General features: G+C 73.0%; 17 protein-coding genes and 1 pseudogene. 10 read left to right on the top strand and 8 right to left on the bottom strand.

Translation table 11 applies throughout. The features are described 5' to 3' along the window. Positions 1–137: 137 nt before the first annotated feature. The 3 genes from ACIQHQ_RS13860 to ACIQHQ_RS13870 form a co-directional block, all read right to left on the bottom strand. Positions 138–1,880, bottom strand: a complete 1,743-nt coding sequence (locus ACIQHQ_RS13860) for an LCP family protein (RefSeq protein WP_402612144.1) — start codon at positions 1,878–1,880, stop codon at positions 138–140. Positions 1,881–2,120: 240 nt separating this feature from the next. Further along, entirely contained in the window at positions 2,121–3,257 is a 1,137-nt protein-coding gene (locus ACIQHQ_RS13865; RefSeq protein ID WP_402612184.1) for an LCP family protein, read from the bottom strand. A gap of 280 nt (positions 3,258–3,537) precedes the next feature. Next, positions 3,538–4,308 (bottom strand): TIGR03089 family protein, encoded by a 771-nt coding sequence (locus ACIQHQ_RS13870; protein WP_402612145.1) that lies wholly within the window; start codon positions 4,306–4,308, stop codon positions 3,538–3,540. Between the two features lie 149 nt (positions 4,309–4,457). Here ACIQHQ_RS13870 and ACIQHQ_RS13875 point away from each other — a divergent pair, with 149 nt between their 5' ends. Both ACIQHQ_RS13875 and ACIQHQ_RS13880 read left to right on the top strand, forming a co-directional pair. After that, positions 4,458–5,936, top strand: a complete 1,479-nt coding sequence (locus tag ACIQHQ_RS13875) for an N-acetylmuramoyl-L-alanine amidase (RefSeq protein WP_402612146.1) — start codon at positions 4,458–4,460, stop codon at positions 5,934–5,936. Between the two features lie 135 nt (positions 5,937–6,071). Continuing rightward, positions 6,072–7,154 (top strand): sugar phosphate nucleotidyltransferase, encoded by a 1,083-nt coding sequence (locus tag ACIQHQ_RS13880; protein ID WP_402612147.1) that lies wholly within the window; start codon positions 6,072–6,074, stop codon positions 7,152–7,154. Positions 7,155–7,925: 771 nt separating this feature from the next. On the opposite strand, the gene ACIQHQ_RS13885 is transcribed toward ACIQHQ_RS13880, so the two are convergent. The 4 genes from ACIQHQ_RS13885 to ACIQHQ_RS13900 form a co-directional block, all read right to left on the bottom strand. After that, positions 7,926–8,927 (bottom strand): DNA-3-methyladenine glycosylase family protein, encoded by a 1,002-nt coding sequence (locus tag ACIQHQ_RS13885; RefSeq protein WP_402612148.1) that lies wholly within the window; start codon positions 8,925–8,927, stop codon positions 7,926–7,928. Positions 8,928–8,988: 61 nt separating this feature from the next. Beyond that, entirely contained in the window at positions 8,989–10,320 is a 1,332-nt protein-coding gene (locus tag ACIQHQ_RS13890) for a coenzyme F420-0:L-glutamate ligase (RefSeq protein WP_402612149.1), read from the bottom strand. Next, entirely contained in the window at positions 10,317–11,276 is a 960-nt protein-coding gene (cofD, locus tag ACIQHQ_RS13895; protein ID WP_402612150.1) for a 2-phospho-L-lactate transferase, read from the bottom strand. The genes ACIQHQ_RS13890 and cofD overlap by 4 nt, the downstream gene beginning before the upstream one ends. A gap of 82 nt (positions 11,277–11,358) precedes the next feature. After that, entirely contained in the window at positions 11,359–11,865 is a 507-nt protein-coding gene (locus ACIQHQ_RS13900; protein ID WP_402612151.1) for a cysteine dioxygenase, read from the bottom strand. A 658-nt stretch (positions 11,866–12,523) separates the two neighbouring features. Between ACIQHQ_RS13900 and ACIQHQ_RS13905 the strand changes: the two genes are divergently transcribed. The 3 genes from ACIQHQ_RS13905 (at position 12,524) to ACIQHQ_RS13915 (ending at position 18,150) form a co-directional block, all read left to right on the top strand. Next, positions 12,524–12,787 (top strand): WhiB family transcriptional regulator, encoded by a 264-nt coding sequence (locus ACIQHQ_RS13905; RefSeq protein ID WP_010034659.1) that lies wholly within the window; start codon positions 12,524–12,526, stop codon positions 12,785–12,787. Between the two features lie 162 nt (positions 12,788–12,949). Beyond that, positions 12,950–16,621 (top strand): glycosyltransferase, encoded by a 3,672-nt coding sequence (locus ACIQHQ_RS13910; protein WP_402612152.1) that lies wholly within the window; start codon positions 12,950–12,952, stop codon positions 16,619–16,621. Then, positions 16,618–18,150, top strand: a complete 1,533-nt coding sequence (locus tag ACIQHQ_RS13915; RefSeq protein WP_402612153.1) for a DUF5719 family protein — start codon at positions 16,618–16,620, stop codon at positions 18,148–18,150. The genes ACIQHQ_RS13910 and ACIQHQ_RS13915 overlap by 4 nt, the downstream gene beginning before the upstream one ends. Positions 18,151–18,171: 21 nt before the next feature. On the opposite strand, the gene ACIQHQ_RS13920 is transcribed toward ACIQHQ_RS13915, so the two are convergent. Continuing rightward, positions 18,172–18,627: a metallopeptidase family protein gene (locus ACIQHQ_RS13920; protein WP_402612154.1), complete on the bottom strand. Its 456-nt coding sequence runs from the start codon at positions 18,625–18,627 to the stop codon at positions 18,172–18,174. Positions 18,628–18,921: 294 nt separating this feature from the next. Here ACIQHQ_RS13920 and ACIQHQ_RS13925 point away from each other — a divergent pair, with 294 nt between their 5' ends. The 5 genes and pseudogenes from ACIQHQ_RS13925 (at position 18,922) to ACIQHQ_RS13945 (ending at position 23,168) form a co-directional block, all read left to right on the top strand. Beyond that, entirely contained in the window at positions 18,922–19,344 is a 423-nt protein-coding gene (locus ACIQHQ_RS13925) for a DUF3499 domain-containing protein (protein ID WP_402612155.1), read from the top strand. 475 nt (positions 19,345–19,819) lie between these two features. Next, positions 19,820–20,135 (top strand): annotated as a pseudogene (locus ACIQHQ_RS13930) (L-lactate permease); the annotation flags it as partial. A gap of 170 nt (positions 20,136–20,305) precedes the next feature. Beyond that, positions 20,306–21,670 (top strand): phosphomannomutase/phosphoglucomutase, encoded by a 1,365-nt coding sequence (locus ACIQHQ_RS13935; protein WP_402612156.1) that lies wholly within the window; start codon positions 20,306–20,308, stop codon positions 21,668–21,670. A 70-nt stretch (positions 21,671–21,740) separates the two neighbouring features. Next, a complete protein-coding gene (locus tag ACIQHQ_RS13940) occupies positions 21,741–21,911 on the top strand; it encodes a Trm112 family protein (protein ID WP_402612157.1) in 171 nt (56 codons plus the stop codon). 129 nt (positions 21,912–22,040) lie between these two features. Further along, positions 22,041–23,168, top strand: coding sequence for an SIS domain-containing protein (locus tag ACIQHQ_RS13945; protein WP_402612158.1), 1,128 nt, complete (start codon positions 22,041–22,043; stop codon positions 23,166–23,168). The last annotated feature ends 21 nt before the right edge of the window (positions 23,169–23,189 follow it).

Genomic DNA, 23,189 nt, shown 5'->3' on the forward strand with positions numbered 1-23,189 from the left:
CACCTTCGCCGGAGTGGTGAGGGGCACCCCCGCCCCCTTGGGGTCCTTGCCCAGGGTCCGCGTCATCGCGGGCACCCCCGGAAGTGGTCACGCTCCGGCCCGGCTCATCGGGTGCGCGAACGGGAAGGAACGAGGAGTCACTCGGCGCACGTCACCTTGTCGGCGGTGGACCTCGGCACCCCCGCCGGTGCCTTCGTGGGTGCGGTGAGGGAGACACCCGCTCCCTCGAAGTCCTTGCCGAGGGTCAGTGTCATGGCGGGCAGCCCCTGGGAGTCGGTCGCGCTCTCGCCGGGCTTCATCGCCGAGCCGGACAGACCCATGATGTCCGCGAGACGGCGGGCCTGGTCGGCCTGGTCGGGCGCGTACTCGAGCGTGGTCTTCGCCAGCGAGGCGGGCGCGTTGCCGGCGTTCTCCGACTTGGTGACGCCCTCCTCGTTCTGCAACCAGCTCAGCGTCTCCTGGGCGCTGCCGGCGAGGGCACCGCCGTTGAGGATCCGCACCCGCACCTCGGAGGCCGAGGACTTGGTGCCCTTCAGCCGGGCGGCGACCGCGGCGGCGTCCTTCTTCTTCCGCGCCTTGACAGCGGTGAAGGAAACGTCGTTCCTGATCATCTCGAAGACCTTCGGGGCCGTCGATTCGTTGAGCACGACGGTGGCCTTCACCTTCTCGGCCGGGTTGTCGACGACCGGAATGGTGGCGAACGTCAGGTTCTCGGTGTTGAGCTTGCCCAGCTCCAGACCGAGGTCCTTCAGCTTGCCGATGCTGTCCAGCTGCGAGTCGACGGTCAGCGCCTTGGTGCCCGCCTCGGCCAGGTCGAGCATCTTCGCGGGGCTGGTCAGGGTGTCGTTGGACTTCAGCTTGCGCATCAGGGCGCTCAGGAACTGCTGCTGCAGCCCGATCCGGCTCAGGTCACCGCCGAAACCGACGGCGTGCCGGGTGCGCACGAACGCCAGCGCCTGCTCGCCCTCGATGGTGTGGGTGCCCTTGGACAACTTCAGGTGCGAGTCCGGGTCGTCGAGGTCCTTGCCCACACAGACCTCGACCCCGCCGACCGCGCTGGTCAGCGTCTTGACCGCGTTGAAGTCCGCGACCATGAAGTTGTCCGGCTTGACCCCGGTCAGCTCGGTCACGGTCCGCATCGTGCAGCTCGGCGTGCGGCCGTCCTGGCCGAGGCTCGTGTTGAAGCGGACCTGCTGGGTGCCGGGGATGACCTTCTGCGTGCCGTCCTCCTGCGTCGTCGGGCAGTCCGGCACGTCGACGATCAGGTCGCGCGGGATGCTCAGCGCGGTCGCGTTCGAACGGTCCCTGGAGACGTGCAGCAGGATCGTGGTGTCGGCGTGCCCGACACTGCCCGCGTCGCCGTACTTGTCGTTGCCCTTGCCGGTGCGCTTGTCGGTGCCGATCAGCAGGATGTTGATCGCCTTGTCCTTCTGGAAGCCACCGGTGCTCGCGCCGTCGTCGGAGACGGACGCGATGTTGTCGTTCAGGTGCTCGATGTAGAAGTACGCGGCGCCCGCACCGGCGACCAGCACGAACGCCATCGTGCCGCCGGTCCACAGCAGGACCTTCCTGCCTTTCGAGACCTTCTTCACCGGGCGCCGTCCGCGGCGCCCCGGCACCGGCTCCTCCGGAGCCCCGCGCCGCCTGCGCGGCGGCGGCACCGCGCGCCCGGGCCTCTCGGGCCGTGACCGGCCGGGCGCCTCCGTACGGCCGCGCGCCCGCGGGCCCGCCTCGAAGGACCGCGGCCTGCGCGGCGCGGGGACGCCCGACTGCGGTGCCGAAGGACCCAGTCGCAGTTCGTATTCGCCGGTGTCCGGGTTGAGCACCCACTGGTCTGCGGGGTCGACGTCGTCCGCCCGCCCACGGCCTTGCGCGTCCACGGTTGCCTGATTCCTCCGTCGGGGCACGCGGCGCCTTCCCCTCCAAGGCGCTCGGGTCTCGGTCACACGGTGCGCGGCTCAGGACCGTCCCTCAGAGCCGGGCGCACCGGATCGCTCACATTAACCGTCCCTTTCGGCGCCGAGCGAAGACGGTGACCCATTCCACGTCCCTACACCCGGGCAATTCGCCCATTTCTCAGGTGAAGAGTTCCTGGCCCTGGGGCGACCTTGGTGCCCGCTTTACTCGCAGGTGTCCTCGGCTGCCGTGTTCCCCCGAAACGTCGGTGGGGGAGAAACGGTGACGGCGGGCGCGCGGAAAGGACCCGAATACGAATCCCCGTACGACCCGTCACGCGAATCGGCGGCCCTCGCCGGGGCGGGATGTCCTGGGCCGTTCCCCTCGACGACCACTGGTGCGTCCATGCGCAGCCGCTCGAACAGCCGGTCCGCCGCTGGCTCCACCAGTTGGTCGCGATTGGCGTCGTACGCATACGACTCCCGGGGAACGGTGAGGAATTGCACGTGTTCCATGGGGATGTCGCGCAGACCGCGCACGAGTTCGTACAAACCGCGCAGGCTCGCCAGATCCGGGTCGGTGGTGAGGGACGATGTGGCGGCGTCCAGCACGGGATACAGCTTCGCCGGATTCAGCAGGACGTCATTGCTGCGCACCTTGTTGACCAGCGCCCCGAGGAATCGTTGCTGCCGTTCCATCCGCTCGGTGTCGCTGCCGTCGCCGAGGGACTTGCGGGCGCGGACGTAGCCGAGGGCCTGCTCGCCGTTCAGCGTCACCCGCCCCGCGGGCAGCCGCAGCTTGGCGGCCCGGTCGTCGATCGGCTTCCGCAGGCACACCTCGACGCCGTCGACCGCGTCGACCATCTTCTTGAAGCCGTGGAAGTCGACGACGACGTGATGGTCGACGCGGATGTCGGTCAGCTTCTCCACCGTCCGGATGGTGCAGGCCGAACCACCCAGTTGGAAGGCCTGGTTGAACATCGCGAACCGCGGCGCGCTGCGGGACCCGTCCGGTCGCCGGCAGCCCGGCAGGTTCACCATGAGGTCCCGCGGCAGGGAGACGGCGGTGGCGCTGCCCCGCCCCGCGGACAGGTGCATCAGGATCGTGGTGTCGGACCGCTCGGTGCCGGAGTCCCGCCCGTAGCGGGCGTTGTCCCTGCCCTCGCGCGAGTCCGACCCGATCAGCAGGATGTTCCGGGCGTCCTTGACGAGCGAGGTGGGCCGCTCCCTGTCGTAGCGCCGGAGTTCGGCGGCGGCGGCCTCGTCGGGCGTGATGTTTCCGCTGAGCTTCGCGTACACGGCCCAGCCGACGCCGCCGGCCGCCATGAGGAGAGCCGTGACCCAGAACGCCGTGATGCGCACCCACCGCCGCCGGCGCCGCCGCAGCAGCCCCCGCCCGCTGGCGGACGCCCCCGCGTTCGGACCGACCCTGTAGCCCACGGCAGCAACCACCCCTCCTGACGTAGGAACGCCCCGCGCGCACTGCTCCTATGACCATGGCGCGGATGGAGGGCGAGGGGCGGGTGGGGATGGGCCGAACGAGGGAGAGTCCTGGGGCCTGTCGTTCGGATCAGGCCGGCTGTGAGGCTCGGCTCCTGTCAGCCGGCCCCGGGCCCCGCGACGATGATCCAAGCGGCAGGCCTCAGTGGCCCGCCGTGCCGCGGGCGATGGTCGTGACCCGCTCGCTGTCCACCCGCTTGTCCAGCACCCCGTCCCCGGCCTGCTCCAGATGCCGGCACAGCACCACCGAACCACCGGTGGCCAACGGCCCGTACAGTCCGGCGTTCAGCCCCTCCCATGTGTCGTAGGGCAGGCCCGACAGGATCCGCGACCCGGGTCCGGTCAGCCCCAGCGCGGTCGCCTCGGCACGGGCGCGCTCGACCACCTCGGCCCCGCTGAACTCCCGCCCGGCCACGATCAGCGCGGGCCCCTCCGGATCCACGGGCGCGTACGGCACGAACCGGTCCCCCTGCCCCGGCACCTCCACCGCGTAGTCCGCGAAGCCCTCCGGGGCCTGCGGGAACCGCCCCCCGAGCGGCCGCAGGGCCATGGCGATCCGCGCCCCGGAGCAGGCCCGCGCCTCCTCCAGCCGGTCCGGCCCGCTCACCACGACGTCCGCGGCCCGGACGTCCCCGGACACGTCCGCGACGACTCCCACGGACGCGCACGCCAGCAGCCACACCGCCGTCTGCCAGTGCGCGGGCAGCAGCAGCGCGACCCGGTCCCCGGGCTCGACGGACAACTCGTCCTGGAGGAGGTTCGAGGTCTTGGCCACCCAATTGGCGAAGGTGGCCACGGACAGTTCGACGCGTTCGCCCGTGGCATCGTCGTAGAAGGTCACCAGGGGGCGTCCCGGATCCGCGGCGAGCGCGGAACCCAGCAGGTCGGCGGGGGTGCGATCGGTGGCGTTCACCCGCGCAAGCGTACGCGGCGCACCGGTCCCCGCCCAATGGCCCGTCCGCCGTCCCCCCGCGAATCCGCCACCGGTTCGGCCGAACCCGGCCGACGATCCGTCATATCCCAAATGGACAGACTTATACGATGATGTCCAAGATCAGGGGCATGCGTGGATTCCTTGCTTCCTCGATCGGTGTCACCTGTGCGGCCGCCCTGGCCCTTCCCCTCACCCCTCCCGCCCTCGCGGCGACGGCGAGACCGGTGCCGGCCGCGGAAGCCGCCACGACGGCGAGACCCGCGCCCCACGCGGGCGCCCCGGCCACGACCCCGGCCGACCGGCGCGCGGCCGAACCGTACGCCGCCGGCAGCACCCAGTCCCTCCCCCTCGAACCCCTCACCCGCCACCGTGCCACCCCCTCCGCCCCTGCCGCCGAACAGGGCCTGACCCGCCGTGCCGTTCGCCACTTCTCCCTCGTCGGCGTCGTCTGGGACGATCCCGACGCCGAACTGCACGGCCGTGTCCAGGTCCGCACCCGCGCCGCCGGTACCGGCACCTGGTCGGGCTGGCAGGAGGTGGAGACCCACAACGCCGACCACGCCGCCGACCCGGACACCGCCGAGAGAGCCGCGGGCCGGGTCCGCGGTGCCACGGCCCCCCTGTGGGTGGGCGACTCCGACGGCGTCGAACTCCGGGTCCACTCCGAGCCCGACGGTGCGGCGACCGACTCCGCCGGGCACACCGCGGGCGCCCGCAACCTGCCCGCCGAGCCCCCGCTTCCGTCCGGTCTCCGCCTCGAACTCGTCGACCCCGGCGACGACGAGGACCCGTCCCGCGGTGCCGTCCCGGGCGGCTCCCGCGCCGTCGGCCTGAACGCCGAGGCGTCCGCGCTCACCGCCGCCGTCAACGCCGACCTCGCCCCGCTCGGCGCCACCGAGATCGCGGCAGTGAGCCGCGCCGAGACCGAGCAGGAGTACCTCGCCCTCGACGCAGGCGAGCTGATCGAGCGGCAGCGGCAGCGGCAGAGGCAGGCGAAGCCGTACATCGGCCCGCGCCCGGATATCGTCACGCGGCGCGGCTGGGGCGCGGACGAGGGGCTGCGGGAGAGCGGCTTCCGGTACACCAAGAAGGTCAAGGCGGCCTTCGTGCACCACACGGCCAGCGGCAACAACTACCGCTGCTCGCAGGTGCCCTCACTCATCCGCGGTATCTACCGCTACCACGTCAAGAGCATGGGCTGGCGGGACGTCGGCTACAACTTCCTCATCGACAAGTGCGGAAAGATCTACGAGGGCCGCGCCGGGGGCGTGGCGAGACCGGTCCTCGGCGCGCACACGCTTGGTTTCAACAGCAACAGCACGGGGATCGCCGTCCTCGGGTCGTACGGCGCCACCAAGCCGTCGAAGGCCGCGGTCAAGGCCATCGCCCGGCTGACCGCGTGGAAGCTGGGGTTGTACGGGGTCAACCCGAAGGGAAAGACCTATCTGACGTCGGCCGGCAGCAATCTCCACCGCAAGGGCAAGAAGGTACGACTGAACGTGATCTCGGGGCACCGGGACGGCTTCATCACCGAGTGCCCGGGACGCAAGCTCTACGGAAAGCTCGGCTCGGCCCGCTCCAAGGCGGCCCGCTACCAGGGCCGCTGAGTATCCGTCTCACCGCCGACGGGGGACAGGGGGGCGGGATGCCACACGGCCAACGAAGGCGCCACGGAACGGTCTGCATACACTGACCGGCCGAAAGACAGTTCGGCCGGTCCCGGCAGGAAGCAGAGACGACACGTGACAGAAGCGATCCTCCTGGTCGGCGGCAAGGGCACCCGGCTGCGCCCGCTCACGGTGCACACGCCCAAGCCCATGGTTCCGGCGGCCGGGGTGCCCTTCCTCACGCACCAGCTGGCCAGAGCGAGAGCCGCGGGCGTCGAGCACATCGTCCTGGCCACGTCCTATCTGGCCGAGGTCTTCGAGCCGTACTTCGGTGACGGCTCCGCGCTGGGACTCCACTTGGAGTACGTCACGGAGGAGGAGCCGCTCGGCACCGGCGGCGCCATCCGCAACGTGGCCTCCCGGCTGCACTCCGGCCCCGACGACCCGGTCCTGATCTTCAACGGCGACATCCTGACGGGCCTGGACATCCGGGCCCTCGTCGACACCCACGAGACGACCGGCGCGGACGTCTCCCTGCACCTCACCAAGGTCACGGACCCGCGCGCCTACGGCCTGGTCCCCACCGACGACACGGGCAGGGTGCTGGCGTTCCTGGAGAAGCCGCAGACTCCCGAGGAGATCGTCACCGACCAGATCAACGCGGGGGCGTACGTCTTCCGCCGCTCGGTCATCGACTCGATCCCGCTGGGCAGGCCGGTGTCGGTGGAGCGGGAGACCTTCCCCGGTCTGCTGTCGGCCGGCGCGCACCTCCAGGGCATGGTCGACTCGACGTACTGGCTGGACCTGGGCACCCCGGCGGCCTTCGTGCGGGGCTCGGCGGACCTGGTCCTCGGCCGGGCACCGTCGCCCGCCGTCCCGGGCCGCTGCGGCGACCGCCTCGTCCTGCCCACGGCCCAGGTCGCCGCCGACGCCAAGCTGTCGGGCGGCACGGTGGTGGGCGAGGGCGCCTTCGTCGCCGAGGGCGCGCGGATCTTCGGCAGCACGATCCTCCCGGGCGCGGTCATCGAGCCGGGCGCTGTCATCACCGACTCCCTGATCGGCACCCGGGCCCGCGTCGGCCAACGCTCGGTCCTCACGGGCACGGTCATCGGCGACGGCGCGGTGATCGGCGCCGACAACGAACTCCTGGAGGGCGCCCGCATATGGTGCGACGCCCGGATCCCGGCAGGAGCGGTGCGCTTCTCCTCGGACCAGTAGTCCGCATGGGGGCGGGGCCGCCCACCCAGGCGCCCCTGCCCCGCTCGTCGGCCGGGCGTCCTTGTCCCGCTTGTCGGCCGGGTGCCTTTGCTCCGCTTGTCGGGCGGGCGTTCTTGTCCTGCTTGTCGGCCGGGTGCCTTTGCTCCGCTTGTCGGGCGGGCGTTCTTGTCCTGCTTGTCTGCCGGGTGCCTTTGCTCCGCTTGTCGGGCGGGCGCCCTTGTCCCCCTCGTCTGCCGGGGGCCCTGTCCCGCCCAGCTACGGGATCCTGCCCCGCTCGACTGAGGGGATCATGTCTCAGCCCAGCCCAGCCCAGCCCAGCCCAGCCCAGCCCAGCCCAGCCCAGCCCAGCTCAGCCCAGCCGGGCTCAGCCCAGCCCGGCCGGGCTCAGCCCAGCCCAGCTCAGCCCGGCCCCCGGCCCAGCCCGCCCGGCCCGGCCCAGCCCGCCCGGCCCAGCCCGCCCGGCCCGGCCCAGCCCGCCCGGCCCAGCCCGCCCGGCCCAGCCCGCCCGGCCCAGCCCAGCCCGGCCGGGTCTGGGCCCGCTCCGGCCGGGCTGCGGGCACTGCCTCCGCGCTGCGGGCACTGCCTCCGCGCTGCGGTGCCCCGTCCCGCCGGCTGCGGGCATGCGTGCCGCCGGGGGGCGGCACGGGTGGGCGCAGCGGCACCCCGTTCCGCCGGGTTGCGCAACGCCCCCAGCACCGACGCCCCACACTTCGCCCCCCACCGTTCGTGCGGCAACGCGAGTACCAACGCCGGGCCAGCGGAGCCCACAGGTCACAACTGCCCGATATCCCACCGGGGCATCTTCGGTGCCCTGCGAGCCGGCACCCTCCCGCTCAGCAGGATCAGCCGGGCCGCCCGATGCCGCTGCCCCGCGTACGGCTCCAGCAGCTCCAGCATCACCGCGTCATCCGCGTCCCGGTTCCCGGCCAGCGCCCATCCCACGATCCCGGGCAGATGCAGATCCCCCACCGTCACCTCGTCCGCCGCCCCGTGACTGCGCTGCACCGTCTCCGCGGAGGTCCACGGCCCGATCCCCGGCACGAGTTCCAGCCGCGCCCGAGCCGCCCCGGGCTCCATCCCCACCGACTGTTCCAGCCGCGCGGCCACCCGCACCGCACGCAGGATCGTCGACGCCCGCTTGTTGTCGACCCCGGCCCGGTGCCACTCCCACGAAGGGATCAGGGCCCAGGTCCGAGGCGCGGGCATCACGTACATCCGTCCGGGCGCGGGCCCCGGCGCCGGCTCCCCGAACTTCCGCACCAGCAGCCGCCACGCCCGGTACGCCTCATCGGTCGTGACCTTCTGTTCCAGGATCGACGGGATCAAGGACTCCAGCACGAGCCCGCTCCGCGTCAGCCGCAACCCCGGCCGCCGATGCCGGGCCGACGCCAGCAGCCGGTGCCGCGGCACGAACGCCGACGGATCGTCCGCGGCCCCGAGCAGCTCGGGCAACCGCTCCAGCAGCCACGGTGCCCCGGGTCCCCAGGCCTCCCCGCGCACCCCACCGCCGTACGCGCACACCCGCAGTGTCCCGGGCCCGGCCGGAGTGAGACTGGCCCGCCACACCGACCCGTCCGGCATCGCCCGGAACGTCGGGTCCCCGGGCCCGCGCCGCAGCGGCCCCAGCACCAGGCCGAGATCCAGCGGCCCGTCCGGCACCCACTCGCGCACCCGCCCCGGCCCCACGGCCTGCCGCGGTATTCCGGGGGGTACGGCGACTTGCCCGCCGCGCACCGTCGTACGCGTGGGCCGCGGAGCGAACCGTCCTGCCATGAATGAAGTCCCCGGGATCCGAAAGAGCAGCCCTACGAGGGTAGGCCCCGCCCGGCACCTGTCACCGCACCTCGATGAAGGCCCCCGCGTCACGCCCGGGCCGGGGCCGCGGCTCCTCCGCGGGGTGCCCGACCGCCACCGCCCCCATCGGGTCCCAGTCCGCCGGCAGCTCCAGCACCTCGCGCACCACGTCCCGGCAGAACATCGTCGACGACACCCACGCCGAGCCCAGCCGCTCCCCGGCCAGCGCGACCAGGAAATTCTGCACGCCGGCACCCGCGGCGACCACGAACATCTCCCGTTCGGCCCCGTCCCGTCGCGCGTCGCCGTACGTATGGGAGCCGTCCATGACCAGGCAGGGGACGACGAGATGGGGCGCGTTGCGCAACACGTCCCCGCGGCGGACGCGCTGGGCGATGGACTCCTCCGTCTTGCCGTCCCGCCGCAGATCGGCGATCCACGCGTCCCGCATGGCGTCGAGCAGGCGCCTCCGCGACTCCGGCGACTCCAGCAGCACGAACCGCCAGGGGGTGGTGTGGTGCGGTGCCGGCGCCGTGACGGCGGCGGCCACGGCCCGGCGTACGGCACCCGTGTCGACTGGTTCGTCCGTGAAAGCCCGGACCGTGCGCCGCTGGGTCACGGCCAGCCGGACCGCCTCGGAGGTGCCGAGGCGGAACATGTCGTCGCGGGCGCCGCGGACCATGGCCCGCGCTCCCTCGCCGCCGTCGCCCTCCGCCACCAGGTGTGCGAGCCCGCGCACCACGGCGACGGGAAGCCCCGCGGCCTTGCCCTTGACGAGGTCCCCCGCGGCGGCGAGTTCATCGGCCGTGGCGACGACCGTGGCGCTGAGCGGATTGCCGTGAGCGTCCGAGCCGCCGCGCAGGTCGTCGAGCACGCGCACTCCGGCGGCGCCGATCGCGACATCCGTGAGCCCGGCGCGCCAGGGCCGCCCGAACGTGTCGGTCACGATCACCCCGACGTCGACGCCGAGGGTGTCCCGCAGCCCGTCGCGAATGGCGCGGGCGGAGGCGTCCGGGTCCTCGGGCAGCAACAGCACCGTCCCGGACCGGGTGTTGGACGCGTCGACCCCGGCCGCGGCCATGACCAGGCCCTGCCGGTTCTCCACGATCCGCAGGCTGCCGCGACGGGCGACCACCCGTACGGTCTCCGCGTCGATCGCGGCCTCCCGGTCGGCGGCCCGGACGATCCGGCCCTCGGCCTTGGACACGATCTTCGAGGTGACGAGCAGCACGTCCCCGTCGGCCAGCCCGGGCTCGGCGGCCGCGATCAGCTTGGCCAGATCGTCCCCGGCCGCGACCTCCGGTATCCCGCCCACGGCCCACACCCGGTACCCGTCGGCGCCCCGCTCCTCACCGGTGACCTCCGCGCTCACGCCGCACGCACCTCCTCGGCCAGCGCCAGCGCCTCCTGGGCCATGCGCGCGGTGGCGTCGGTGTCGCTCATCATCAGCGGTACGGCCCGGCAGCGGATCCCGGCCGCCTCGACCTGCTCCACCGCACCCGCGTCCACCGAGTCGACGAGCCAGCCGTCCAGCAGGCCCGAGCCGTAGTGCTCGGCCACCGCCGTCGCGGTCGACTCGACGCCCACGGCGGCGAGCACCTTGTCGGCCATGCCCCGCACGGGCGCGTCACCGACGATGGGGGAGAGCCCGACGACCGGCACCCCGGCGTCGGCGATCGCCTCCCGGATGCCGGGCACGGCGAGGATCGTGCCGATCGACACGACCGGGTTGGACGGCGGGAAGAGGATCACGTCCGCCTCGGCGATGGCCTCCAGGACACCCGGCGCGGGCTTCGCCTGATCGGCTCCCACCGGCACCACCGCCCGGGCGGGCACCGAGGCGCGCAGCCGCACCCAGTACTCCTGGAAGTGGACCGCCTTGGTCTCGCCGTCGATCTCGACGGCCACATGCGTCTCGACGCGGTCGTCGGACATGGGGATCAGCCGCACGCCCGGCTTCCAGCGGTCGCACAGCGCCTCCGTCACCGCGCTCAGCGGGTATCCGGCGCCGATCATCTGCGTCCGCACGATGTGCGTGGCGAAGTCCCGGTCGCCCAGGCCGAACCACTCGGGCCCGACGCCGTACCCCGCGAGTTCCTCCTTGAGGTGGAAGGTCTCGTCGGCGCGACCCCAGCCCTGCTCCTCGTTGATGCCACCGCCGAGCGTGTACATCACCGTGTCGAGGTCCGGGCAGACCTTCAGCCCGAAGAGGTGGATGTCGTCCCCGGTGTTGCCGATGACCGTGATGTCCGCGTCCGGGACGGCCCGCTTCAGACCACGCAGGAACCGGGCACCGCCGATGCCGCCTGCCAGAACCACAATGCGCATGGGAGTCAGTCTTGCAGGCGCCTGCGACAAGCGGTCGGCGCCCGCGAGATCCGGCCGCCGCCCACGGCATCCGGTCAGGGGGTCAGGGGGTCAGAACACCCGGCACGGTCCGGGCCTCGCAGTGCGGGGCCGTGTGCATCGGCATCTCGGTGAGGCCCGGGTAGTAGACGTGCAGGCTCACCGCCGGTTCCAGTGCGTCGTTCACCACCTCGTGCACGTACCCCGGCGCGAACACGCGCTGCGCGCCCGCGCGCAGGGCGCGCGTGCCCCGCTCCGTGCGCTCAGTCAGCGTGCCCTCCAGGACGGTCAGCACACCGGAGGAGCGGCCGTGGTCGTGCAGCCCGCTGCCCTGCCCGGGCACCCAGGACAGCAGCCACACCTCGTAACCCGGGCCGGTGCGCAGCCGGTGGTACCAGCGGCTGACCGCGTCGTAGCGGACGAGGTGCGCCCACTGGGAGCGGTCCTCGGCGAGGGAGCGGGCCAGTCCGACGAACTCGGCGACGGTGGCCGGGTGCTCGCGCGGGGTCTGGAGGAGGTGGGTGACTTCGAGGATGTCACCGGCGATCTGGAGGTCGCTGTCGCTGTTCATGGGGTGCGTGGTTCCTCAGTGAAAGAAGGTCAGAGGGAACGAAAGGCCGAGACACGGGTGGCTCGGCCTTCAGCTGGAGCGGGTGTGGCTCAACAGCTGGGACAGCAACAGCTACAGCGAGCGCGGGCAGCACCGTGGGACCCGGCGGTGCGGGTCGAGGTGGATGCCAAGTTCGCGAGCATGCCCACAAGGACACCGGTTCACACCTTCACTGTCAACCCGACACCCGGTATGTGGGATGTGGTTCACCTCATCCGGTCGATCGCTCAGATGAAAGGTTTGTTCATGGCCCACCCGGGACACATGGCGTCCAACCGGGCGCACAAACCCCGTTGCGTGGTCGTGATCCAACTGTGATCCGTTGCGCTTCGATGTGCGTGTCGGAACGAGATCGAACTCCTGGGCGTCCTTCCCTGTAGAGGTCTGCGAGGGGTCCGGCGGAAGACGTGAGCCCTCAGGGGCTCTGTCTGTGTGTCAGATTTATGGTGATTTGAACACTTTCCGCATGGGCTTGGTTCCGCAGAGTGAATCAGGGGCCCAATAGCAGATCTCGGCTTGACTCGCCCGGAGCCGCACACTTGTAATTTCACTCGTGTCGTTCAGCCGGAATCGGTAACGGCTAGATCACGGGGACGCGAAAGACAGACGAGGGGCGCACATGACCGAGACGGTGCAGCAACTGCTGGTCGACGACGCGGACGAGGAGCTCGGCTGGCAGGAGCGCGCGCTGTGCGCCCAGACCGACCCCGAGTCCTTCTTCCCCGAGAAGGGCGGCTCGACCAGAGAGGCCAAGAAGGTCTGCCTCGCCTGCGAGGTCCGCTCCGAGTGCCTGGAGTACGCCCTCGCCAACGACGAGCGATTCGGCATCTGGGGCGGCCTGTCCGAGCGGGAGCGCCGCCGGCTGAAGAAAGCGGCCGTCTGACCCCCCACCCCTCTTCGTGAACGGCCCGTCGTCATGGGTTGTCCACAGGCGGCGGGCCCCTTGCTGCGCAGCCGATAGTGTGGTCGCTCGTCCGAGACGCCGCGCCGCCCCCACCGGGCGCAGGCGTCCACCGCAGTCCACCGAACCGGGGCCCGTACCTCGATGTCCGTGCACAGCCACCCGGCAGCCCATCACGACACCGCTGCCACACCTGAGTTCCCGCGTCATGTGGTGACGGCGGTCCTCGTCTCCCACGACGGCGCCCGCTGGCTGCCCGACGCGCTCGCCGGACTGCTCGGCCAGGAGCGGCCCGTCCAGTACGCGATGGGCGCCGACACCGGCAGCTCGGACGCCTCCGCACAGCTGGTCACGGACGCGCTCGGCGCCGACCGGGTGCTGCACCTCGCCCGCCGCACCGGCTTCGGCCAGGCCGTCGAGGAGTGCGACCGCACCGCACCGGTCCTCACTCCGGACGAGCTGCCGTATCTGAAGCGCCCCAGCGGCTGGGACCCGGTCACGCGCTCGTGGCGCGACGACGCCTACGACCTGCCCGAGCTCCCGCACGGCGAGCCGGTGCAGTGGCTGTGGCTGCTGCACGACGACTGCGCCCCGGACCCGGACGCCCTGGCCCAGCTGCTGCGGGTCGTGGACAACGAGTACGAGCTGGGCCGCGAGGACGTGGCCGTCGTCGGCCCCAAGCTCCGCGGCTGGTACGACCGGCGCCAGCTGCTGGAAGTCGGCGTCTCCATCGCCAACTCAGGCCGCCGCTGGACCGGCCTGGACCGCCGTGAGCAGGACCAGGGCCAGCACGACCACGTCCGGACCGTGCTGTCGGTGTCCACCGCCGGCATGCTCGTCCGCCGCGACGTCTTCGAGCAGCTCGGCGGATTCGACCGCCACCTGCCCCTCATGCGCGACGACGTCGACCTGTGCTGGCGCGCGCACGCGGCCGGCTACCGCGTCCTGGTCGCCCCCGAGGCGGTCGTCCGGCACGCCGAGGCCTCCAGCCGCGAGCGCCGCACGGTCGACTGCGTGGGCCGTACGGCGGCCTCTCCGCACAAGGTCGACAAGGCCGGCGCCGTCTACACCCTGCTGGTCAACGCGCGTACGGCCGTGCTCCCCTGGGTGATGCTGCGCATCGTGCTCGGCACGCTGCTGCGGACCGTGGCCTACCTCGTGGGCAAGGTCCCCGGACAGGCCGTCGACGAGATCCGCGGCCTGATGAGCACCCTGCTCAGGCCCGAGCGGATCCTCGCCGGGCGGCGCGGCAGGGGCGCACCCCGGATCGACAAGGGCGAGCTGCGGGCACTGTTCCCGCCGCCCGGCGCGACCGTCCGTGTCACCGTCGAGCAGGTCGCGAGCAGCCTCGTCGGCCGCTCCGACGCGGAAGTCGCCGCCGGCGCGGGACGGCACGGCGGCGCCGTCGAGTCGGGCCCCGGCGGCGACGACGCCGACTTCCTGGAGATCGAGCAGTTCGCCCGGCTCAAGCGCATCGCGCGCAAGCCGGGCCCGGTGCTCTTCCTGGTGCTGCTGCTCGTCTCCCTGGCCGCCTGCCGCCAGCTCCTCGGCGGCGGCGCGCTCGCGGGCGGCGCCCTGCTGCCCGCCCCGGCCGACTCCGGCGAGCTGTGGGCACGCTACCTGGATGCCTGGCACCCGGTCGGCGCCGGCGGCACCTCGCCCGCGCCGCCGTACCTCGCGCTCGTGGCGATGCTGGCGTCCCTGCTGTTCGGCTCGGCCGGTCTCGCCGTCACGGTCCTGCTCGTCTGCTCGGTGCCGCTGGCCGGCGTCACCGCCTACTTCGCCTCCCGCCCGCTCGTCGAGTCCCGGCTGCTGCGCGCCTGGGCGGCCGTCGTCTACGCCTTCCTGCCCGCCGCCACCGGCGCTCTCGCCGGCGGCCGTATCGGCACCGCCGTCCTGGCCGTGCTGCTGCCGCTCATCGCCCGCGCGGGCATCGCGGCCGCCGGCCTGGCCAACGCCGGCGGAGCCCGCGGCAGCTGGCGCGCCACCTGGGCGTACGCGCTGCTGCTGACCATCACCACCGCCTTCACGCCGATCGTGTGGCCCATCGCGCTGCTCCTCGGCATCGGAGTGCTGGTGCTGCGCCGGACCGACATCACGGCCTACGGACTGCGGTTCCTCGCCCAGCTCGGCACCCCCCTGCTGCTGCTCGCGCCCTGGTCGCTGACGCTGCTGCCGTTCGGCTTCCTCAAGGAAGCGGGCCTGGAGTACGGCCCCTCCGCCGCCTCCCCCCTCGACCTGCTCGGCGCCAGCCCGGGCGGCCCCGGCACCGTCAGCGGCCTCATGCTCTTCGGCATCGTGCTGGCCGCCCTGGCCGCCCTGGTGCGCTCCGAACGCCAGGCGGGCATCTGGACGGCCTGGACGGTCGCCCTGATCGGCTTCGTCTTCGCGGTCCTGGCCAACGGCTCCGCCTGGGCCGGCCCGGCGACCCTCGTCTACGGCATCGCCCTCCTGGCGGCCGCCGCGCTCGGCGCCGACGGGGCACGCGCGCGGGTGGCCGAGCAGAGCTTCGGCTGGCGCCAGCCGGTCGCCGTGCTGATCGCCTTCGCCTCGGCCGCCGGCCCGCTGCTCATCGCCGCCGGCTGGATGATCCGCGGCGCCGACGGCCCCCTGGAGCGGCGCGACGCGACCCAGGTGCCCGCGTTCGTCGCCGAGGAGAGCGGCACCCGCGACCAGGCCCGCACTCTCGTCCTCGACAGCGACTCCGTCGCCCGCGTCGGCTACATGCTGGTCCGCGGTTCGGGCGCCCGCCTCGGGGACGGCGAGATCGCCGCGGCCGACGGCGAGAACGGCAGGCTCGACAAGGTCGTCGCCAACCTGGTCGCCGGTTCCGGCGCGGACCAGGCCGACCAGCTCGGCGGCTTCGCCGTGCGCTACGTCCTCGTCCACCAGGGCGCGCCCCGCGAGGTCACCCGCGTCCTGGACGCCACACCCGGTCTGACCCGGCTCAGCCAGCAGGACGGCGGCGCGCTGTGGCGCGTCAACCGGGAGGTCGCGCGCGCCACGATCGTCCCCGCTTCCGGATCCGGCACCCCGCGGCCCGTCGCCGCCGGGCCCGTCGACATCCACACCACGATCCCGGCGGGTGCCGGCGGACGCGTGCTGCGCCTCGCCGACTCGGCCTCCGACGGCTGGTCCGCCACGCTCGACGGCAAGCCGCTGACCCGCACCACGGTCGACGGCTGGGCCCAGGGCTTCGAACTCCCCGCGGGCGGAGGCAGGCTGGACGTCACCTACGACGACCCGATCGGCCACACGGCCTGGCTGTGGGCCCAAGGGCTCCTCGCCCTCGTCCTCGTGGTGCTCGCCCTGCCCGGCCGACGCCGTGACATCGACGACGACCTCCCCGAGGAGCCGGCCGTCCCGGCCGAGGCCGTCGCCGGCGAGGGCCGCCGCGCCCGCCGTCTGCGCGCCCAGGCGGAAGCCGAGGCCGAGGCCGAAGGAACCGCCGGATCCGAGGAGTTCCCGCCCCCGCAGCCGGAGCAGCCGCCGGCGGCGGTGCCGCAGCAGCAGAACTACGGTGAGTGGGACAACGCCGCCTACCAGGGCGGCGAGTACGCGGGTTACGGCGAGCAGTACCAGAACGCCCCCTACCCGGCGGACGCCTACGGGCAGCAGTACCAGGCAGACCCGTACGAGGGCGGCCAGTACGACCCGTACGCCTACGGCGGCCAGGACCAGACGCCGGTCGCGCCGTACGACCAGCAGGGCTACGACCAGGCCTACCAGCAGGGCTACGGCACGCCGTACGACCCGGCGCAGCAGCACCACCCCCACGGCACGGGCAGTGAGCGTCCCGACGGGAGCCAGCAGTGAACCGCACCACCCTGTCCCTGATCGCCGGCGCGACCGCGCTCGCCGCCGTCACCGGCTTCGCCGCGCTGTCCCAGCCGGACGCCCCGGCCCCGGAGACCGCCGCCGGGGCGGCCGCCCAACTGCCCGTGGAGCGCACGAGCCTGCTGTGCCCCGCGCCCAGCACGTCCGACCTCGCCGAGACGTCCTACACGTCCTTCACACCCGTCACGAAGGGCGCCGAGAGCGGCGGCAAGGCCGAACTGAGGGCAGCCGCCCAGGAGTCGGCGGACGCTCCGGCCGACGGCACGGACAAAGGCAAGGGCGAGGACGACGGGAAGTCCGGCAAGGACAAGCCCGCCGAGCCCGTGCTGACTCCCCGGGAGCCCGGCAAGCCGGTCACCGGCGACAGCTCCGGCGGCGACGCGCCCGCGCTCGTCGCGACCGCGGACGGCAGGTTCGCACCCGGCTGGACGGTCCAGGAGACGACCGAGGTCGCCGCGGGGACCGGGCGTGGCCTCCAAGGCGTCAACTGCACCGCGCCGGACACCGACTTCTGGTTCCCCGGCGCCAGCACGGACGCCGACCGCACCGACTACGTCCACCTGACGAACCCCGACGACTCGCCCGCCGTGGTCGACATCGAGCTCTACGGCAAGGACGGCGCCTTGAAGTCCGCGGTGGGGGAGGACATCACGGTCCAGCCGCACTCCAGCGAGCCGGTCCTGCTGTCCACCCTCGTCGACGAGCGGCAGACCGACCTCACCGTGCATGTCAACGTCCGCAGCGGACGCGTCGGCGCCGCCGTGCAGGCCTTGGACGACAAGCTCGGCGGCGACTGGCTGGCCGCGTCCACGGACCCCTCGGGCAGCCTGGTCCTGCCCGGCATCCCCAAAGATGCAACCTCCGTGCGCCTGGTCGCCTTCACCCCCGGCGACGCCGACGCCGACCTGAAGGTGCGCCTGGCGTCCCCCTCCGGGCTGATCACCCCGGCCGGGCACGAGACGGTGCACGTCAAGGCCGGCATGACGACCGGCGCCGACCTGGGCGATGTCACCCGCGGCGAGGCGGGCTCCCTGGTGCTGACCCCGACGGACCGGTCCGTGCCGGTCGTGGCGGCCCTGCGGGTCGTCCGCGGCAAGGGCGACAAGCAGGAGACGGCATTCATCCCGGCCACCCGCCCCGTCGGCACGCGCGCGACGTCCGCGGACAACAGCGGCAAGGGCAGCACGCTGTCCCTGACGGCCCCCGGTGCCGCCGCCACGGTCAAGGTCACCGCCTCGGCCGGCAGCGAGGGTGGCACCCCGGTGTCGAAGACGTACACGATCAAGGGCGGCACGACCCAGGACATCGAGCCCCCGGCCCCCGGCGGTCTCAAGGGCACCTACGCGCTCACGGTCGAACCGGTCTCCGGCGGCCCGGTCTACGGGGCCCGCACCCTTGCGGCGACCGAGGGCGGCGTCCCCGCCTTCACCGTGCAGACGCTGCCGGACGACCGGGGGACGGTGGCCGTACCGGAGGCGGACGAGGACCTGTCGGTGCTCCAGAAGTAGAACCTCCGGCCGGCGTCCGTCTCAGCCCTGGTCCTCGCCATAGCGCGGATCCACCGTCTCCGGCGTCAGGCCCAGCAGCTCGGCGACCTGCTCCACGACGATCTCGTGCACCAGCGCCGCCCGCTCGTCGCGCCCCTTGGTGCGGATCTCGACCGGCCGCCGGTAGACGACCACGCGCGCGGGGCGGCCCTCGCGTGCGCTGATCGTGCCGCCGAGCGGCACCGCCTCGTCGTTCCAGGCCTGGCCGGGCCTGTCGAGCCGGGGCACCTCCAGGACCAGGAAATCGATGTCGGCGAGCTGCGGCCACCGCCGTTCCAGGCGCTCCACGGAGTCCTGCACGAGATCGGCGAACGCGTCCGCACGGCTCGCGGCGAGCGGCACCTGCGGCGGTGCGATGGGGCCGCGCATGCCCCGTCCGTGGCGATCACGGCGGCGGGGCCCGGGGGCGGCGGCACGGGGCGTTACGGGCTTGTCCATCACTGGTGAAGGGTAGTCCCCGCCGCGCCCCGGCACCCGGCACCGCACGGTGGCACGGACCGCTTCCGGCCGACCCGCGGGGCATGTCGTCACATGACCGTTCAAGCCAAGATCGGGCTCAAATTCGTATCTCGCCGAGACCGGTGAGCACACGGCAATTGAGGGTTTTGTGCCGACTCGTGTCCGCTCGCGAGGCTGTCCGGCACCCCGGACGGCGACGTCCGGGCAGGTCGGCAAGGTGCGCCCGAAGGAGTGTGTGGGACGTTTCACAGCACGACACGGTGGGGTGACCTCGTGGAGAGTCGTCGCGGCCCGCTCAAGAGTGCGGTACCGTCCAACATCGTGAGCCCTGTACGTCGCTGTTCGCGCACCGCTTGCGGCCGTCCCGCCGTCGCGACGCTGACGTACGTCTACGCCGACTCGACCGCGGTCCTCGGTCCGCTCGCCACCTACGCCGAACCCCACTGCTACGACCTGTGCGCCGAGCACTCCGAGCGCCTCACCGCCCCGCGCGGCTGGGAGGTCGTCCGGCTTCTCGACGCTTCGGCCCCCGCCCGCCCCAGCGGCGACGACCTGGAAGCGCTCGCGAACGCCGTCCGTGAGGCGGCACGTCCGCAGGAGCGGGCGGCCGAGGCCGGCGGCGGAGGCCGCAGGGCCGACCCCATGGAGGTCGCGCGCCGCGGACACCTCCGCGTCCTGCGCTCGCCCGACAACTGACCGCATCCTCGTTCCTCCACCGGCGCACCCATGGGCGCCGGCTTGGCGCGGACATGGCTATTCCGTGACCATGGGAAACCGCTTTCACGAGGGGCACACCGGTCGTCGCTCTCCCGGGTGACCGGGCTGCCGCTCGGCTCCGTGGCGTCCGTGGTGAGCCGTGAGACCCGCTGCTGGCCCTCGTGGTGTCCCTCGTGCTCGCCCGGCTCGTGGACGGCCGTCAAGGACTGGCTCGCCGGAACCACCCCCACCCACGACTGGCCCTTCCTGAACGTCACCGGTCCCGACGGCGAACCGGTCGGCGGCGACGTCATCAGCGGGCCCGTCGTGTCGACCGGCGGCACGCTCTGTCCTGCTCGCCGGGATCCGGCTCGCCGGAGCCACCCCCACGTGTCGACCGGCGGCACGCTCTGTCCTGCTGGCTGGGCTCCGGCTCGCCGGAGCCACGCCCACGTGTCGACCGGCGGCACGCTCTGTCCTGCTCGCCGGGATCCGCACGGCCGTCGTCATCGGCGTACCCGCGCGCGGGGCGGTACAGAAGCGGCTCGCCACCGTCCGCGAGCTGCGCCCCGCGATCCTGACCGTGACGTCCGTCCTCGCGCTCGCTGCGTCATGAACCTCTCCGGGCAGGCGGCGACCACCGGCCACCGCGTGGCGGCGGCCGGCGCCGGGCTCGCCTTCCTGTCGCCCGTCCCCGGCTGGTTCGGTGTCACCGTGACCGGCTCGGCACCTCGGCCAACGCCCTCTTCGGCGTCCTCCCGGTCACCGCGGCCCGCGAGTGCGGCCTGGCGCTGGGGATGTGATGTGCCTGATCGCCGTCGGCCAGAGCACCCCGGTGCTGGACTGGATGCCGCCTGACCTGAGATCACGGCTGGGAGTCCTCCTGGCGTCCGCCCAGCGCGCCGTCGGTGGGCGAGGGTAGTTTGGGCGGACCGACAGTACTTTTCCAGGAAGGTTGGCCGTGGCTGCTGATCTGTCGCAGGTCGTGAAGGCGTACGACGTACGCGGGGTCGTTCCCGACCAGTGGGACGAGTCCCTCGCCGAGCTTTTCGGAGCGGCCTTCGTGCGGGTCACCGGCGCGAGCGCCATCGCGACCGGGCACGACATGCGGCCCTCCTCACCGGGCCTGTCGCGTGCCTTCGCACGCGGGGCGGCCGCGCTGGGCGCGGACGTGACGGAGATCGGCCTGTGCTCGACGGACCAGCTGTACTACGCCTCGGGCGCGCTGAACCTGCCGGGCGCCATGTTCACCGCCTCCCACAACCCGGCGCAGTACAACGGCATCAAGATGTGCCGCTCGGGAGCCGCCCCGGTCGGCCAGGACACCGGCCTCGCGCAGATCCGCGAACTGGTGGAGGGGTGGAGCCAGTCGGGCGCCCCGGAGCCGGCCGGCCGGGCGGGCACCATCACCGGCCGCGACACATTGCCGGACTACGCGGCACACCTGCGCTCCCTGGTCGACCTGACCTGTATCCGCCCCCTGAAGGTCGTCGTCGACGCGGGCAACGGCATGGGCGGGCACACGGTCCCCGAGGTCTTCGCAGGCCTGCCCCTGACGCTGGTCCCGATGTACTTCGAGCTCGACGGCACCTTCCCCAACCACGAGGCCAACCCCCTCGACCCCGCCAACCTCGTCGACCTGCAGAAGCGGGTCCGCGAGGAGGACGCCGACCTGGGCCTCGCCTTCGACGGCGACGCCGACCGCTGCTTCGTCGTCGACGAGCGCGGCGAGCCGGTCTCCCCGTCGGCGATCACCGCCCTGGTCGCCACCCGCGAACTGGCCCGGAACGGCGGCAAGGGCACGATCATCCACAACCTGATCACGTCCTGGTCCGTCCCGGAGGTCGTCCAGGAGAACGGCGGCAGCCCGGTCCGCACCCGCGTGGGCCATTCCTTCATCAAGGCCGAGATGGCCCGCACCGGCGCGATCTTCGGCGGCGAGCACTCCGCGCACTACTACTTCCGCGACTTCTGGAACGCCGACACGGGCATGCTGGCCGCCCTCCACGTACTGGCGGCGCTCGGCGGCCAGGACGGCCCCCTCTCCTCCCTCGTCGCCCAGTACGACCGCTACGCCGGCTCCGGGGAGATCAACTCCACGGTCGCCGACCAGCAGGCCCGCCTCGCCGCGATCCGCTCCGCGTACGGGGCCCGCGAGGGCATCACCCTCGACGAACTCGACGGCCTCACCGTCTCCGCCACCGACTGGTGGTTCAACGTCCGCCCCTCCAACACGGAACCGCTGCTGCGCCTGAACGCGGAGGCGAAGGACGCCGAGACGATGGCCAGGGTGCGCGACGAGGTACTGGGAATCATCAGGGGCTGAGGCCCCACCCCCACCGGCGGTAATCTGACCAGGCACGACCCCAAGCGCCCGCACCTCGAAGGAAACCCCTATGCCCCTCGAATCCGGCCTCCTCGAGATCCTCGCCTGCCCGGCCTGCCACGCCCCCCTCACGGAGGAGGACAGCGAGCTGATCTGCACCGACACCGCCTGCGGCCTGGCCTACCCGGTCCGCGACGGCATCCCCGTCCTCCTTGTCGACGAGGCCCGCCGCCCCGCGTGACCGAGGGGCGCACGCAGCCGCGCGCGCCCGTACGCACCCGTGCGACACCCCGGTGCACATAGCTCCCGGCACAGCGGGCACGATCCAGGACACCTCTTAACGGACCCCGGCGATGGGAAGTTGCCGCCCATGCTCGACGAATCGCTGCTCGACTCCCCGGAGGGCCTCGCCGAGGCCGACCACCGCGGGCTGCTCCGCGGCGCCGCAGAAGCCGGTGCCCGCGTGCGCACCGCCGCCCGCCACGCCGCCGAGGCGGGCGTCAACGACCTCAAGCCGGACGGCCGGCCCCGCGCCGTCCTCATCGCCGGTCCGGGTGCCGCCGCCACCCACGCCGCCGACCTCATCGGCACCCTCGCCGGCGCGGGCAGTCCGGTCACCCGCCTCGCCCCCACCGGCGTCGCCCCCGCCGCGGGCGCCCTGCGCTGGGAACTGCCCGGCTGGGTCGGCTCCGTGGACCTCCTGCTGATCACCACCCCGGACGGCACCGAACCCGGCCTGTCCCTGCTCGCCGAGCAGGCCTACCGCCGGGGCTGCACCGTCGTCGCCGTCGCGCCCGCCCGTACCCCGCTCGCCGACGCCGTCGCCGGCGTGCACGGCCTGTTCGTCCCCATGGCGACCGCCCCGTACGACCAGGACGAGCCGCTCGCCGCGTCCGCCCCCGGTGTCCTGTGGGCCCTGCTCACCCCGCTGCTCGCGCTGCTGGACCGTGCGGCCGTGCTCGACGCCCCGCCGGACGTCCTCGGCAAGGTCGCCGACCGTCTCGACCGCGTCGCCGAGCGCTGCGGCCCCGCCATCGCCACGTACAGCAACGCCGCCAAGACTCTGGCCGCCGAGCTCGCCGACGCGCTCCCGGTCGTCTGGACCGAGGGCACCTCGGCCGGACCCGCGGGCCGCCGCTTCGCCGCCGCCCTCGCCGAACTGTCCGGTACCCCCGCGGTCGTGGCCGAGCTGCCCGAGGCCCTCGCCGCCCACGGCGCCCTGCTCGCCGGCCCACTGGCCGCCAGCGCCGACCCCGAGGACTTCTTCCGCGACCGCGTCGAAGAACCGCCCGCCTTGCACGCGCGCGTGGTGCTGCTGCGTGACCGCCCCATCGGCGGCCTCACCGCCGCCCCCGGCGCCCGCGACCTCGCGCTCAGCCACGACACACCGATCAGCGAGCTGGAACCGGAGGAGGGCGGCGAACTGGAGACCCTCGCGGAACTGATCGCCATCACGGATTTCGCCGCCGTTTACCTGGCGCTCGCTTCGAGGGCCTGATCTTGCCGGGGACACCCTGAC

The sequence above is a fragment of the Streptomyces sp. NPDC092370 genome (assembly GCF_044755265.1).
GTDB lineage: Bacteria > Actinomycetota > Actinomycetes > Streptomycetales > Streptomycetaceae > Streptomyces.

What these genes read in the sequence shown, in the direction of transcription:
- ACIQHQ_RS13875 (WP_402612146.1), top strand. Translation starts at nt 4,458, where the DNA reads ATGCGTGGATTCCTTGCTTCCTCGATCGGTGTCACCTGTGCGGCCGCC.
- ACIQHQ_RS13940 (WP_402612157.1), top strand. Translation starts at nt 21,741, where the DNA reads ATGCCCCTCGAATCCGGCCTCCTCGAGATCCTCGCCTGCCCGGCCTGC.
- ACIQHQ_RS13900 (WP_402612151.1), bottom strand. Translation starts at nt 11,865, where the DNA reads ATGAACAGCGACAGCGACCTCCAGATCGCCGGTGACATCCTCGAAGTC.
- ACIQHQ_RS13945 (WP_402612158.1), top strand. Translation starts at nt 22,041, where the DNA reads ATGCTCGACGAATCGCTGCTCGACTCCCCGGAGGGCCTCGCCGAGGCC.
- ACIQHQ_RS13885 (WP_402612148.1), bottom strand. Translation starts at nt 8,927, where the DNA reads ATGGCAGGACGGTTCGCTCCGCGGCCCACGCGTACGACGGTGCGCGGC.
- ACIQHQ_RS13910 (WP_402612152.1), top strand. Translation starts at nt 12,950, where the DNA reads ATGTCCGTGCACAGCCACCCGGCAGCCCATCACGACACCGCTGCCACA.
- ACIQHQ_RS13905 (WP_010034659.1), top strand. Translation starts at nt 12,524, where the DNA reads ATGACCGAGACGGTGCAGCAACTGCTGGTCGACGACGCGGACGAGGAG.
- cofD (WP_402612150.1), bottom strand. Translation starts at nt 11,276, where the DNA reads ATGCGCATTGTGGTTCTGGCAGGCGGCATCGGCGGTGCCCGGTTCCTG.
- ACIQHQ_RS13920 (WP_402612154.1), bottom strand. Translation starts at nt 18,627, where the DNA reads ATGGACAAGCCCGTAACGCCCCGTGCCGCCGCCCCCGGGCCCCGCCGC.